This is a genomic window from Agathobacter rectalis ATCC 33656, assembly GCF_000020605.1.
GTDB lineage: Bacteria > Bacillota > Clostridia > Lachnospirales > Lachnospiraceae > Roseburia > Roseburia rectalis.
Genome location: NC_012781.1, coordinates 1,009,354 through 1,023,855 on the forward strand (window position 1 = coordinate 1,009,354; position 14,502 = coordinate 1,023,855).

Consider the following 14,502-nt stretch of genomic DNA (forward strand, 5'->3'; position numbering starts at 1 on the left):
ATGAAGAAAAAAAACAAAGAGAAAAAAGTTCTGGAACCACAATACTATACATCACGGATAAATACAAGTACATATAATTACAAGGTCTATTATATGTCTGTTCCAGAGAAAATTATCAATGTACTTATTGCATTTGTGATAGGAGCGTGCATCGGATATTTATTCTATGGAGGTATAGGAAAAGATGAATATGGGCAGGCAACTACAGTTACATATTGTTTAAATGTAATTATTCCGGTAATAGTTGGCGTTATAGCTGTTAAATTGTATATTCCGGTCAGGATACAGTCTATTATTAAGAAACAGAAAAATCAGCTTAATAAACAGTTTAGAGATATGTTAGAGGCACTTAGTACATCTCTGGGAGCCGGTAAAAATGTTATAGATTCATTCAGAAGTGTGTATGACGATATGAAGATGCAGTATGAGGATGGGGCTTATATTATTAGCGAACTGGAGCTTTTATTGTCAGGTATGGATAATAATATTGATATTGAAGACCTACTTCTTGATTTTGGGGAAAGAAGCGGCAATGAGGATATAGAGAGTTTCGCCAAGGTTTTTCAGATATGTTATAGGAAGGGCGGAAATATCAAGGATACAGTCAGGTCTACATATGAAATTTTGAATGACAAAATGGAGATAGCAGAGGATATAGAAACCGTTGTTACAGCAAACAAAACAGAGCAGAATGTGATGCTTATCATGCCGATAGGTCTTATTGGAATGATGAAGCTGATGAGTCCGGATTTTGCTGAGAATTTTGTGTCTCCATCAGGTATCATGGCGACAACAGTAGCGGTAATCATATTTGTGGCAGCATATTTTATAGGAAGAAAAGTATTGGAGATAAAGATTTAGTTATGTTTGGAATATTAGATTATATATGCTGGATATTAGGCTTGATATTTACAATTTTTTGGATATTCCTGTTTTTTAAAGGAAAGAAAAATGCCACACTTTTTCAAGGGTTGGATGAGAAAGAATATCCTTTAAAGGATATTTATTTTGTGGGATATGAACTGCTTGAACTCATTAAGTACAATTATCGAACCAAATACGACAGAAGGCTAAGGAAAGAGATATCGGTGCTCAAGGATGACAAGTATGCTGATTACTATATCAGAGTCACCAGAGCACAGCAGGTTACTTTAGGGTATACATTATTTACCATGTCATTTGCCATGTATGGGCTGGCAGGAAGTATGGCAGCTGTTGCGATATTTATAATGTTCGCCTTTGTGGCATTTTACTATTATGGAACATCAGCCAGTGACAAGATTAAGAAACGTTCAGAGGAACTGCTGTCCGACTTCTCAAATGTTGTGTCAAAGCTTGCCCTTCTGACTAATGCAGGTCTTATCATGAGGGATGCATGGGCAGATGTAGCTTATAATGGCAATACTACATTATATAAAGAAATGCAGATATCAGTTGACGAGATGAAAAATGGAGTCTCTGAGACTGAAGCTATATATCATTTTGGAAACAGATGTATCATACCTGAGATAAAAAAATTCGCATCTACTATCATACAGGGCATCGAAAAGGGAAACAGTGAGCTGACGGCCCTTTTACAGGAGCAGAGTGCAGAGACCTGGAACCTAAAAAGACAGTTGGTAAAAAGAGAGGGAGAGAAAGCATCAAGCAAGCTTCTCATCCCAATGTTTCTTATGTTTATGGGAATCCTGATTATGGTTATTGTCCCGATATTTACAAACATTGGAGCTTAGGTAGAGAATCAGAGTAATCTGATTGTTTATAGATTTCACGAAAGGAGGAAACGTTTATGTGGTTATTAATGAATGATTTAGGACTTAAGGCAAGGCTTGCATTTAGTAAGTTCATGTGCGATGAAGAGGGAGATGTAAATATCGTCTCTATAGTTGTCCTTATCGGAATAGCTGTATTACTTGCCCTATTCTTTAAGGATCAGATCCATGATCTTTTAGATTCGTTGTTCAAAACAATAAGCGGTAATGCTACTAAAGCAGTTGAAAAGGGAGAATAACAGACAATTAGAAAGCTTTTTGGGTATATATCTTTTGATATATACCCAAAATAATTCGAATGTGAGTGAAAATTATGAAAAGACTTTTAGATGAAAGCGGAGCATTGATAGTGGAGGCTTCTATTGTGTTTCCAACAATGTTTCTGGCTATATTTTTTATGCTGTTTGTAGGAAATGCATATACGCAGAAATGTAAGGTGGAGGATATAGTGGTATCAGCAGTGCTTGAAGGTGCTGCAAAGTGTGCCGATCCTATGCTTGATGATATTGAGTCTGGCAGCATACCGGATTTTAATTCAGTTAGTCTGAAGCCATATAGATACCTTACAGGCAGTCTCAGAGATACTGAGGGTGACATAGAGAGTGAAATAAATAAAAATGTGGGAAAGATAGGCACCGGATTCTTTACAGGGATGAAGCCGAGTATTTCCATTGACAGACTTAAATTTGAAAGTAAAGTGATATATTCAAAGGTAAATGTGGATGTATCCTATAAGATAAAAATGCCAATCAGGTTATTGGGACAGGATGAGTTTACCAATATATCGTATGCCACACATACTGATGTGCCGGTATCTGATGTGCCGGAGTTTATCCGGACTGTAGATTTTGCAGAGGATCTTGTGCAGAGATATAAAAATCATGATATCTCTGAGCCGGCAGGCAAACTGGCAGAGAAGATAACTGAGTGGACGAGTAAATAGGAGTTATGAATATGTATGGATTTAGTAAAAGAGAGCGAGGTGCTGTGTCAGTATTTCTCGTAATCATTCTGGTGCCGTGTATGCTGGTGGCCAGTATATTTGTGGATGTGGGCAGAGTGTACCTGTCCAAGTCTATGGCTGAATCGGCAGCTGATATGGCACTTAATTCACTTATGACACATTATGACGCTGATTTGAATGACTGGTATGGTATGGTAGCATCCTGCCAGAATATAGATGAATTCTATGATGCTTCAATAAAGTGCTACAAGAATGCACTCAAATCACAGAATTTGTCTAAGGATGAGATGAACACATTGGTAGGAGAGTTCAGCGCTATGATAGGTGCTGATTCAAAAGCCAGTGACTATCTCAGGGTAACGGATGACGGCGATGACTCAACTACTATAAAAGCCGTAGATGGAGCCAATCTGGCTAATGCCACTATGCTTAAATCGCAGATAGTGGACTTCATGAAATACAGAGCACCTATAGCTATCACACAGACTGCCATCGATAAAATAAAGAATAAGAGTATTCCCGGTATAGATGATGTCTTAAAAAGTGATGAGAATAAACCGCTGGTGGAGAAAAAACAGGATTATTGTAAAGCTGACGAGAAGCTGATGCGTGACAGCTACAATACATATAAGTATCTGTTTGACAATTATTCTTATGGAAATCCACAGCCAAGCAATTCATTGCTCACAGGTACACGTGATGCCATGCAGACAGCCAGAGAACAGTATCGTGAGCTGAATAAGCTGATGATTACCAATCTGTATAACACATCGGGTCTTGTGGTTTTTAACAGGGCACAGGTGCCACTGAATCAGTATAATTACACAAAAAGCTCTACAAAATGCTATAAAGCTAAGTATGATGGCAAGACATATTATGTAAACTGCCATTCAAGAAAAGACGATGATACATATTACATAGATGGCACCGAACTGACAAAACAGTTTGACGATATCTCTAAGAAAATAAAGGCATTTGACAAAGCAAAGAATGATTTCACCAATGCTGTGAACAATAGCATATCGTATTCATCCGGTGTTACAAATGACATACAGTATTGGAAGCATGCTGCAGATGCCTACAGTGTCACGGTAAGTGGCAGTGATGATTATCGAACTAATCTGAATAAGAAAGCAGATGAAATGATAAAGAGCTACTGTGCACTCAATGCCATGATGCAGTGTACTCCGGGAAATGACTTACCAGATGACTATGATACTACATACAAATCATATAAGAAACAGGTGGAGAACAGACAGACAAAATATCTGACAGCAGGGGGGACAAATGGCAGTGACAGCTATCTCGTATTAGTAAACAGGCTTGAGAGTATATCAAGCAATAATATATATAATATAGAAGCAACGTCATTGACATTAAGCGATAGAAGTACTATAATTGTAAATAGAATTGCTGATATATCAACGAATCTAATTGAAAAGAGAAACACTCTGCAGCACTATTCAGATGTATTAAACATAGCGATAAACGGAGATTCGAGTAAGGATATAGAGTCACTTGAGACACTGAAGCATGATGCAGCTGATTATGCCCAAAAACTCAATGATTGGAGTAATCAGGCAGATGGCACTGATTCAGACCTTGCAGAAGGTGACAGAGATGAAATCGCAGGTATTAAGGCTAGCGAAGCAGCCGGAAATATAACTGAACAGTCAATTATAGATTTAGAAAACAGACTTAAGAATATAAAGTCACAGATTGATTCGATGATAGCAGCCATAGATAGCTTCAAATATGGTAATCAGAAGGTCAAGGATATATCTACATATGATCAGTTCAAAAATGCAGGCTCTATGGTTATTACTGAAAGCGAGATAAATAAAAGGACTACGAATTCAGAGCTTTCAAGCTATGCGGATTCTACATTTTCATCATTGTTCTCGCCACAGGGAACAGGAACCGAGGGTCTTGCGAGCATAAATAGCAATGATGACCATAATTTACTGCTTGATGTCGCTAACTCAAAGACAGTTGCAATACCTGGTGTGTATCAGTTTTGGCAAGAACAGTTCGGTTCAGCTAGTGAAGATGAAATAAAGAAATATGATGATGAAAAAGGAAAAGCGACAGGCAGTCAGGAAAAAACAAAAGAAAATGCTAAGAATAGAAAAAATCCACATGAAGATGCAGAGAATATAGCGCGAGAGATTGACACAATAAATAAAACATTTGGAAATACAACATTTTTCAATAGCTTTGTGAGTCTATTAAAAAATCTGACAGGTGGAAATTTTGAAAATATTCGAGATAACTTATATTTGTCTACTTATATAATGGAAATGTTGTCTTACTCTACTATAGATAATGAGGGAAGGTATGACATTTTAAAAGACCAGGGTTTTGATGTGTCCACATTGACAAAAGAAAATATGGATGATAAATATAATTCTGTAAATGATAAGTGGAATAGTGATGAATATAAGGATTACTTTAATAAATCACTTACCAATAAGAGGCTTTGTAAGGAAAATAATGCTGCATATGGTTGTGAATTAGAGTACATTTTGTATGGTCACGAAAATAATAATGAGAATATAAATGCTGCATATGGACAGATATATGAGATTAGATATGTGTTGAATCTTATATCAGCCTTTGAACATTTCTGGAATAAAGGAAGTGAAACAGGAAAAGCAATTAATGCTGTTGGCGAGGCTATAATGTATGCTACACAGGGAGTTATACCCAAGATGGCAGTTAAGGCTGTTCTTATAGCTTTGTTAACGGTTTTTGAGACTTCAAATGATTTAAATAGACTTGAAGCAGGTTTTTCGGTTGAACTTTATAAAACAAAAGCAGAAATGTGGCAGATATCTTTAGATTATGGAACAAATGCACAATCTGGAAATACAAGCATATCAGATATATTGAGTATTGTAGAAACTAAATTTGGTAATTTTGCTAATTCATGTGATAACGGATTGCGTTACAGCGATTATTTGTGTATTTTTATAGTGTGTGGTATGCAATCCGACATTGGGGAATCAATGACACTTAGATGTGCAGATGTAATTCAAGCAAACATGAGAAAAATAACGAAGGATAGTGGCTACAAACTGGAAAACTCAAAAACTTATTTTGAACTTGATTCAAAACTGAAAGTAGATCCGTTACTAATTACACTGCCACTATATAGTGATTATACAGATTTGTATGATAGCAGCAGTACTGACTGGTGCACATATAATATAAAAACAATCAGAGGTTATTAAAGGAGAAAGAAATGAAAAAGAGACTATTGATTTTAGGAATGATTTTTACAATGGCTGTGTCATCAGCAGGTTGTGGCAGTTCGTCGTCATCAGACAATGCAGGTAGGACAGACAAACAAACAGCAACAGTTCATGACAGTCAGAAGGATACATCAAGTGACAGTAAGTCCGATAATGATAAGAAAGATACGAAGTATAAATCAGCAGATGAAATCACAATGGACGATTTGATGAGCCATGATGAGACTCCGGCAGAGGATTTTGAGTTAATTGACAACTCAGATGAAATAGTAATACAGAAGTATATTGGAAAAGATCCGATAATGGTTATTCCAGATGAAATAAATGGAAAAAAAGTTGTTAGTTTAGGAACGTATGCTTTGGCTAACGATAAGAATATAGTTGCTATCAAAATTGGAAATAATATAAAGGATTTAGGTGAGGGAGTATTTGGAAATTGTGAAAATTTAAGATATGTTGTTTTAGGTGATTCTGTTAAAACGATTGGATGTAATCCGTTTCTTAATACGAATATACAGGAAGTTACTCTTAATGATGGACTTCAAAAGATTGGCGAAGATGACATAAATAATACGGTTGATGCACCATCTAAAAATATTGGTATGGATTTAAAAATACCAGAAAGTGTTACTGAAATGCATTTAAGAGATTTTCACCTTATTGTAAAAGCAGGTTCATATGCTGAACAGTATGCAAAAGAATATGCGGAAAGTAATAATCTTACATATACAGTAGAATAATTTACAATATGTTAATTAATTAAATATTAATACTATGAATCATAGGAAGTCGCCATGCTATATTAGTAGTGTGGTGGCTTTTTTTTGTTAAAATTGAAAATTATTAAATTGTAATTAGTAAATATTATTATTACATTAACAAATAGTAAAGTAATTATTGACAAACAGTAATTGAAGTAGGAAAATAGTATATATGAAAATCTATATTTAAAGGGAGAATATCATGAGAAAACGTATAAAGGATGAAAGAGGAGCTATTGTTGTTGAGGCAACGATTTCGTTTACTGCCTTTATTTTCCTGTTGTACATCATCTATTCGATAGTTGATATATGCTACATACAGGCAAAGATGAGCATAGCGTTAAACAGTGCGGCGACAGATATCTCGCAGTACTCCTATCTGTATTATAAGTTTGGTATTGATTCGGTGGACAATGCGGCAAGCAATGCGGCTTCAAGCAGTAGGGCATTGGCAAAGCATACATTAAATGGTATGGATAAGATTATGACAGGAATATCGGATATAGATAGCAGCTTGTCGGATATAGAGAATGGCTCTTCTGATTTTGAAAGTCTAATGACCGCTTATGATGAGACAAAGGGTGGAGCATCAGATTTGGCTGCCAATATTAATGACTATGGAGATGCTTTGGCAGAAGATCCTATGGGTTTTGTAAAGGGTATGGGTATGCTTGCATTGAATGAGGGTTCGTCTGCAGGCAAGTCATATCTGGCACAGTCTATGGGAAGAGCTTTTATGAAGAAGAATCTTAAGGATTCAAATGGTGGGGATGTCAACGCTTTTTTGAAACAGTATCATGTAAAGGATGGTCTGGATGGGCTTTCGTTTGCTGGCACGGAGTTCTTGGTATCAACGGATGGCAAATCAAGTAATGCCCTAAGGTTGACTTGCTCATATGATGTGAAGGTTGTCAATCTGCTTAATACAGATATCACCATCAGATTTTGTCAGAGTGCATCAACCGATGTGTGGGGCAAGGGAGTTAGTGCGAAAAAATAGGTGGATTAGGAATTATGAAAACAAATGATATTTTAATGATACTCATTTCAATTATTCTATGTGGAGTGAGTATCTATATACTGATCAGAAATAAAGAAAAAAAGAGTAAAAAGCTTATTGTCTATTGTATTATAGGTATGTTTCTTGTCATGATAGATGCATGTATGCTTCAGTTCTTTTATCACGATAATGCAATTTATAAGAATTTTAGGATGATAGCACTTCTTTCAATTATGGCATCTGTTGCATATGTTGATTTCACGGAGCTAAGGATTCCAAATGAATATATTATTACAGGACTTGTATACTGGGTGTTAAGTATATTTGTTGAGCTGATATGTAGCAGTCAGTTTATTGTTGCCAATATCATTTCTTCGCTTATTGCAGCGGCAGCCCTGTTTATAGCTTCTTTGCTTTGCAAGATATGTATCAGGGGGTCGATTGGTGCCGGGGATATAAAGCTGTTTGTGGTTATGGGGCTATTGCTTGGGCTTGATGGAATATGGAGCGCTATATTTCTTTCTCTTGTTTTATCATTTATCACAGCAATTTATTTTCTTATTACAAAAAGAAAAGGCAAAAAGGATGCAATGGCATTTGGTCCGGCTCTTGCTATAGGAACGTGGTTATCAATATTTTTGACTGGAATGTAGAGGATATACAATGAAGAATTATAAATTTTTAGTACCTATATTGCTTGTAGCATTGTTAGGAGGCTCTGTATATAAAACATACAGTGACAGAGAAAAAATTAATAAACAATATGATAATGATATAACTCAGGCCAGACAGAATAGGAAGCTTGAGGTTTATGTGAATGCAGAGGAGGACTATCTTGATGCCTTAAAGCTTAAAGATTCAGCGAAGCTTCGGGCAGAGCTGGGAGAGATGTATATAGAAGCGGAGGATTTAAGAACAGCTGCCAAATGGGGAGAGTCTCTCATAAGTGAATATCCCAAGGAACAGGTGGGATATGAGTTTTTGATTCAGGTGTATTTGGAGCAGAAAGACTATGCCTCTTGTTTCAGGATAAAGGATGAAGCGGATGGACTGAAAATTTCATCAAAGAAGATTGAAGAGATTATTTCAGATATCAAATATGAGTATTATCTCGAAGGTGAATATGCACAGGTAGAGGAGTTCAGTAATGGCTATGCAGCAGTAAAGAAAGAAAAAAAGTGGGGCTATCTGAACAGCAAAGGGCATCGTGTAATAGAATCCGAATTTGAAGAGGCGGGAGCGTTTGCTAAAGAGGTTGCACCTGTTATAGATGACAAAGGCAGGGCATTTTATATAGACAACGAGGGCAACAGAAAGATAGTCATTGATTTTGTCGACAATATTGAGAAGCTGGGATATATGTCAATGGATAATATTTTTCCTGTAAATGATGGCAAAAAATGGAGCCTGTACAGTCTGGACAGCAAGAAAAAGATAGCTGGTGACTATGATGAGGTTTCAGCCATGGGAAATGGAGTAGCAGCTGTCAAGTCTGATGATAAATGGAGCCTTATTGATACCAAAGGAAAGAAAGTGACAAAAGATAAATATGATTCGGTTGTTATGGACAGTAAAGGAATAGTATGTAGAAACGATAGGGTATTTGCAAAGCAGAATGGATATTATTATTTATTTGATTCTAAAGGCAATAAGGTTGTAAAAACTAAATTTGATGATGCACGGCTATTTGCAGATGATGGATATGCCGCAGTATGTGTGGACGGCAAATGGGGATTTGTTGATAAGGATGGTAAACAGGTGATTAAGCCTCAATTTAATGAGGCTCATAGCTTTTCAAACGGATTGGCGGCCGTCAGATTTTCAAATGGCTGGGGCTATGTGGATGAAAAGGGGAATAAGGTCATTGAGACAGGATTTGATGATGCGTGCGATTTCAATGAACAGGGCAAGACATTTGTTAAGACGGATGATAAATGGCAGGTTTTGACACTATATTTATACAATCATGAATCATAGAACAAAGGAGACAAAGGCATGAGTTTTACATATGAAAATCAAGGAAACAATACTTATCTGGTATATAAAATAGGAGCTTCGGATAATGTGGATACAATGAGCCTTGGAATGATTACTAATAATAAGATAGATGGAATTGTTCCGACTCTGTTCACCCAGTCAGATACTGATAGATTTATTAAATATAATATTTCTGCAAAAGTGTCAGCAAAAGAGTTTTTATCAGGAGTTGTAAATAAGAAGAGATTACTAGGTGTGTTTATCAGCGTATTAAAGGCAATTAAATCAACAGAGGAATATATGATTGATGCGAGAAGCCTGTTGATTGATTTGGAACATATCTATGTTGATGTGTCAAAGTGTGATGCAATGCTGGTATGTCTTCCTTTGGTCAGACAGAATGAGTCTGTTAATATTCCTATGTTTTTTAAGCAGATAATGTTTAGTACACAGTTTGACCAAAATGAGAATTGCGATTATGTTGCACAGATTATTAATTATCTGAATAGTACACCTGTATTTTCTGTGGATGCTTTTGAAAAGCTCCTGATGGACATAGATGCTGATAATTTAAATATTGCAGCTTCAAAGGCTGTTGCTGGTCAGCAAAAACCGGTTCAACCACAGAGCCAGTCACAGAGTCAGCAGCCTAAACCTATGCAGCCTGCTATGAATCAGCTAAAGAATACACAGGTACAGACAAATATGCCATCTCAGGGGAAAATGCAATCACAGCGTGAAACACAATCTGCAAATAATGTGGTACAGCCTAATCAGGTGAATTTTGCAGTACCTAATATGAATCCACAAAACCAGAATAGAATTAATAATAATGTGCAGATGGGGACGAATATTTCAGGTACATATGTGGAAACAACCAGTGAGAAGCAGATGTCCATGTTTGGACTTTTGACACATTACAGTAAAGAAAATAAGCAGATTTACGAAAGACAAAAAGCCCAAAGAAAGGCTCAAAAGGAAGCAGAAAAAAACGGAGCAGCAATGCCTGGTCAAAATGTGAAGGCATCAAATACTTCATTCGCCATCCCAGGCCAGCCACCACAGCAGCGTCCACAGCCTGCACAGGCACAGCCACAAAATGTAATGCCACAGCAGCCTCAACAACAATTTGTACAGCCACAGCGACAGTTCACACAGTCAAATCAGCCACAGCATCAGTTTGCACAGCCGCAACCGATGCCACAGGCACAGCAAAAGCCGGCGCAACAGGTTCAGCCACAGCCGGTGCAGAATCAAAATGCAAATACAGGCATGACCGGAAATCCATCAGTTCCACCACAGATTTTGGAGAACATGACAAAGGCCGGTAATTTTGGAGAGACTACAGTGCTTGGAGTCGGTTCAGAGGCTGGAGAGACCACTGTTTTGGGAACATCACAGGCTCAGATTATTAAGCCTTATCTGCTTCGAATAAAGAATAATGAGAGAATAGAACTCAACAAGCCGGTATTTAGAATAGGAAAAGAAAGAAGCTATGTGGATTATTTTGTGAGTGACAATACAGCGGTCAGCAGAAGCCACGCAAATATCATTAACAAGGACAATGAGTTTTATATTGTTGATACCAATTCAACAAACCATACATATGTGAATGGTTCAATGATTCAGAGCAATGTGGAGACTAAAATCGAGCATGGAACGAAAATCAGACTGGCGAATGAGGATTTTGAATTTTTCATGTACTAATAAAAAAAATCACAGGATAAATATTACATATATTGAGGAAATGGCATGGATTACGAAATTGCAGCCCAGACAGATGTGGGAACAGTCAAGAAAACAAATCAGGACAGCATAATGATGAAACGTATTTTTACCAATCTTGGGAATATGGTTTTTGCAGTATTGTGTGATGGTATGGGAGGTCTTGCGAAGGGTGAGCTTGCCAGTGCTACGGTCATAAGAGCATTTGATAAGTGGGTCAACGATGATCTGCAGATGATTTGTCAGAATGGACCCGGATATATTGAGGATTCTGTAATCAGGGCACAGTGGGAGAGTATAGTAGCAAATCAGAATCAAAAAATCAAACAGTATGGAGCAGGTCAGGGCGTTAATCTTGGAACCACTGTAGTAGCGCTTCTTGTTACTGACAGGAGATACTATCTGATGAATGTCGGTGATTCAAGAGCATATCTTGTAAATGATAAGCTCATACAGCTTACTAAGGATCAGACATTTGTAGGTAGAGAGATAGAGCTGGGTCATATGACAATAGAGCAGGCTAAAACAGACCCGCGCAGAAATGTGCTTTTACAGTGTGTGGGTGCTTCTGAGATTGTTAATCCTGACATGTTTTTTGGAGATGTGCAAAGTGGTACGGAGTTTCTGCTTTGTTCGGATGGTTTCAGACATGAGATTACATCTGATGAGATTTATCAGGCAATCAGACCATCATTTATGACAAACAGGGATGTGATGAATAGGCAGCTTCGTTCTTTGATAGAACTCAACATGCAGCGTAGGGAGAGAGACAATATCACAGCAGCGCTGATTAAGGTACAGTAGGAGGAAAGTTTATGCTTGAGATTGGTTCTCTTGTTGATGGAAAATACAAGATACTGAATGAAGTGGGCCATGGTGGGATGAGTATCGTTTACCTGGCTATGAACGAAAAAGCAAATAAGCAGTGGGCTATTAAAGAGGTACGAAAAGACGGTGTAAAGGATTTTGAGGTTGTGAAGCAGAGTCTTGTGGCTGAGACAGACATGCTAAAAAAACTTAATCATCCTTATCTGCCGGATATTGTGGACGTCATAGAGGATGACGACAGATTCCTGATTGTCATGGATTACATACAGGGAAATTCACTTAGCAAGGCTATTGAAGAGTATGGCGCATTGCCTCAGGATGATGTGATTCATTGGGCTAAGCAGCTGTGCGATGTACTTGGATATCTGCATTCACAGAATCCACCTATCATATATCGTGACATGAAGCCTGCCAATATTATGCTTAAACCTGATGGCAATATCACTCTTATTGATTTTGGAACAGCAAGAGAGTTTAAAGAAAAAAATCTGGCTGATACGACATGTCTCGGAACTATGGGATATGCAGCTCCGGAGCAGTTTGGAGGAATGGGACAGACGGATGGCAGAACAGATATTTATTGTCTTGGTGCTACACTATATCATCTGGTTACAGGGAAAAACCCATGTGAGCCACCTTATGAAATCAGGCCAATCAGAGAGATAAACCCAAGCTTGTCAGGTGGACTTGAAAGAATCATTTTAAAGTGTACACAGCCTAATCCGGCTAACAGATATCAGAATGCGGCAGAGCTGATGTATGCTCTTGAGCACTATGATGAGATAGATGATATATATAGAAAAAAACAAAAAAGAAAGCTTGCAGCTTTTATCACTACATCGGTAATTACAGTGATTTTGGGAGCAACCTCTATATGGGGATATGTTTCAGCCGAGAATAAAAAAAGTGAAAACTATGATAACATTCTGAAAACGGCAGGTACTTATGAGGACTATTACAATGCGATAATTACAGACCCTACCAGGACAGATGCATATCTGAAGCTGAATGATATGCTTACAAGTGATTTTGTATTGGACAAGGATGAGGCAAACATACTTGCAAAGATACAGGTCGGACTGGATAGAAAAAACAGTGACGGATATTCGCAGACGTATGATGTGCTTTCGGATTTGAAAAAGAAAAATCCTGACGGGTATCAGGAGGTCTGCTATCAGTATGGTGAGAGCTTTCTTTTCTACTATGATATAAATGTGGAAAAGGACAGATATGCCAATGCCGCCAAGTGGTACAAGGATGCTGTGCAGAAATATCCTGTTGCACAGATATATTGTGATATTTCCGATTGTCTGGATCTCATAAGTCAGTATGGTGGAGCAAAGGTTAAGCAGACAGAGAAGATGTATGATGAGTATGCAAATCTTTGGAAAAAGGTTACAGAGCTGGAAAAGGAATCGGAACAGTTTGACAGTGTGGATTCAAAGCTTCAGGTGTGGAATGAAGTAGATGATATTATAAACAACAATATTTCTCCGCTTTTGGAGGTGACATCCAAGGATGATGTGATTGCACTTTTGGATGATATTTCAGACAGTTCGACTAAGGTTGACAAATCGGTTATTGCAGATGATATGAAGAAGCTTCAGGACAACATCGAGTCGACAAAGCAGAAGATAAACACGGTAAAGGAGGCTGAGAAAGAATGACATATGATATTTACAGGCTGATTTTTATCGTGGGTGCCATATCGTGTGCTGTAATGTTTGTGGTTTCAGTGATACTATTTATTACACTTAAAATTCCAAATGTAATTGGTGATTTAACAGGCAGAAATGCAAAAAAGGCAATTGAAAATATTAGAAAGCAGAATGAAGCCTCCGGTGGAAAAGCTTATAAGGCAAGTGCAGTTAATCTGGAAAGAGGCAGACTGACAGATAAAATGACTCCGTCAGGAAATTTGCAAAGACGTGGAATCACAAGCGGTTTTGGGGTTCATACAGAAAAAATCAGCACTATGAAGCTAGAACAGCAGGCATCTGTTGGAATGGATACAGATAATGAAAGTAATGAGACGATGGTTCTTGAACAGAATTACTCAAATGAGACAACAGTTCTCAGTCAGCAGAATGTTGGGGAAACAACGGTACTTTCCTCAAATATGCCACAGAATCCAAGCGATACTACGGTTCTCAATCAGTTTATGGTATTAGAGGATATTACCTTTATACATACAGATGAAATAATTTAAAGCAAAGGAGTG

The 14,502-nt window shown here is 37.5% G+C and carries 13 protein-coding genes; all 13 read left to right on the plus strand.

The window, feature by feature from the left end:
• The 13 genes from EUBREC_RS04935 (at position 1) to EUBREC_RS16580 (ending at position 14,490) form a co-directional block, all read left to right on the plus strand.
• Positions 1 to 861 carry a type II secretion system F family protein gene (locus tag EUBREC_RS04935; RefSeq protein ID WP_012741966.1) on the plus strand — a complete coding sequence of 287 codons (861 nt, stop codon included), beginning with the start codon at positions 1 to 3 and terminating at the stop codon, positions 859 to 861.
• Between the two features lie 2 nt (positions 862 to 863).
• Positions 864 to 1,733, plus strand: coding sequence for a type II secretion system F family protein (locus EUBREC_RS04940; RefSeq protein ID WP_012741967.1), 870 nt, complete (start codon positions 864 to 866; stop codon positions 1,731 to 1,733).
• Between the two features lie 56 nt (positions 1,734 to 1,789).
• Positions 1,790 to 2,011, plus strand: coding sequence for a Flp1 family type IVb pilin (locus EUBREC_RS04945; RefSeq protein ID WP_012741968.1), 222 nt, complete (start codon positions 1,790 to 1,792; stop codon positions 2,009 to 2,011).
• A 74-nt stretch (positions 2,012 to 2,085) separates the two neighbouring features.
• Positions 2,086 to 2,715: a TadE/TadG family type IV pilus assembly protein gene (locus EUBREC_RS04950; RefSeq protein ID WP_012741969.1), complete on the plus strand. Its 630-nt coding sequence runs from the start codon at positions 2,086 to 2,088 to the stop codon at positions 2,713 to 2,715.
• Between the two features lie 11 nt (positions 2,716 to 2,726).
• The gene (locus EUBREC_RS04955) at positions 2,727 to 5,969 is read left to right on the plus strand and encodes a DUF5702 domain-containing protein (RefSeq protein WP_041253942.1); all 3,243 of its coding nucleotides are present in this window, start codon (positions 2,727 to 2,729) and stop codon (positions 5,967 to 5,969) included.
• Between the two features lie 11 nt (positions 5,970 to 5,980).
• Positions 5,981 to 6,730 carry a leucine-rich repeat domain-containing protein gene (locus tag EUBREC_RS04960; protein WP_012741971.1) on the plus strand — a complete coding sequence of 250 codons (750 nt, stop codon included), beginning with the start codon at positions 5,981 to 5,983 and terminating at the stop codon, positions 6,728 to 6,730.
• A gap of 223 nt (positions 6,731 to 6,953) precedes the next feature.
• Positions 6,954 to 7,751, plus strand: a complete 798-nt coding sequence (locus EUBREC_RS04965) for a TadE/TadG family type IV pilus assembly protein (RefSeq protein WP_012741972.1) — start codon at positions 6,954 to 6,956, stop codon at positions 7,749 to 7,751.
• Positions 7,752 to 7,765: 14 nt separating this feature from the next.
• Positions 7,766 to 8,404, plus strand: coding sequence for a prepilin peptidase (locus EUBREC_RS16570; RefSeq protein ID WP_012741973.1), 639 nt, complete (start codon positions 7,766 to 7,768; stop codon positions 8,402 to 8,404).
• A gap of 10 nt (positions 8,405 to 8,414) precedes the next feature.
• Complete coding sequence (locus EUBREC_RS04975; protein ID WP_012741974.1) at positions 8,415 to 9,728, plus strand: WG repeat-containing protein; 1,314 nt, start codon at positions 8,415 to 8,417, stop codon at positions 9,726 to 9,728.
• An 18-nt stretch (positions 9,729 to 9,746) separates the two neighbouring features.
• A complete protein-coding gene (locus EUBREC_RS16575; RefSeq protein WP_012741975.1) occupies positions 9,747 to 11,435 on the plus strand; it encodes a DUF6382 domain-containing protein in 1,689 nt (562 codons plus the stop codon).
• A 45-nt stretch (positions 11,436 to 11,480) separates the two neighbouring features.
• A complete protein-coding gene (locus EUBREC_RS04985) occupies positions 11,481 to 12,257 on the plus strand; it encodes a PP2C family protein-serine/threonine phosphatase (RefSeq protein ID WP_012741976.1) in 777 nt (258 codons plus the stop codon).
• Between the two features lie 11 nt (positions 12,258 to 12,268).
• Positions 12,269 to 13,948: a serine/threonine protein kinase gene (locus tag EUBREC_RS04990; protein WP_012741977.1), complete on the plus strand. Its 1,680-nt coding sequence runs from the start codon at positions 12,269 to 12,271 to the stop codon at positions 13,946 to 13,948.
• Complete coding sequence (locus tag EUBREC_RS16580; RefSeq protein ID WP_012741978.1) at positions 13,945 to 14,490, plus strand: hypothetical protein; 546 nt, start codon at positions 13,945 to 13,947, stop codon at positions 14,488 to 14,490. Before EUBREC_RS04990 ends, EUBREC_RS16580 begins: the two co-directional genes overlap by 4 nt.
• Positions 14,491 to 14,502: the final 12 nt, after the last annotated feature.

Bases quoted from the DNA above. Each gene is read 5' to 3' on its own strand.
- EUBREC_RS04935 (WP_012741966.1), top strand. From the start codon at position 1: ATGAAGAAAAAAAACAAAGAGAAAAAAGTTCTGGAACCACAATACTAT.
- EUBREC_RS04940 (WP_012741967.1), top strand. From the start codon at position 864: ATGTTTGGAATATTAGATTATATATGCTGGATATTAGGCTTGATATTT.
- EUBREC_RS04945 (WP_012741968.1), top strand. From the start codon at position 1,790: ATGTGGTTATTAATGAATGATTTAGGACTTAAGGCAAGGCTTGCATTT.
- EUBREC_RS04950 (WP_012741969.1), top strand. From the start codon at position 2,086: ATGAAAAGACTTTTAGATGAAAGCGGAGCATTGATAGTGGAGGCTTCT.
- EUBREC_RS04955 (WP_041253942.1), top strand. From the start codon at position 2,727: ATGTATGGATTTAGTAAAAGAGAGCGAGGTGCTGTGTCAGTATTTCTC.
- EUBREC_RS04960 (WP_012741971.1), top strand. From the start codon at position 5,981: ATGAAAAAGAGACTATTGATTTTAGGAATGATTTTTACAATGGCTGTG.
- EUBREC_RS04965 (WP_012741972.1), top strand. From the start codon at position 6,954: ATGAGAAAACGTATAAAGGATGAAAGAGGAGCTATTGTTGTTGAGGCA.
- EUBREC_RS16570 (WP_012741973.1), top strand. From the start codon at position 7,766: ATGAAAACAAATGATATTTTAATGATACTCATTTCAATTATTCTATGT.
- EUBREC_RS04975 (WP_012741974.1), top strand. From the start codon at position 8,415: ATGAAGAATTATAAATTTTTAGTACCTATATTGCTTGTAGCATTGTTA.
- EUBREC_RS16575 (WP_012741975.1), top strand. From the start codon at position 9,747: ATGAGTTTTACATATGAAAATCAAGGAAACAATACTTATCTGGTATAT.
- EUBREC_RS04985 (WP_012741976.1), top strand. From the start codon at position 11,481: ATGGATTACGAAATTGCAGCCCAGACAGATGTGGGAACAGTCAAGAAA.
- EUBREC_RS04990 (WP_012741977.1), top strand. From the start codon at position 12,269: ATGCTTGAGATTGGTTCTCTTGTTGATGGAAAATACAAGATACTGAAT.
- EUBREC_RS16580 (WP_012741978.1), top strand. From the start codon at position 13,945: ATGACATATGATATTTACAGGCTGATTTTTATCGTGGGTGCCATATCG.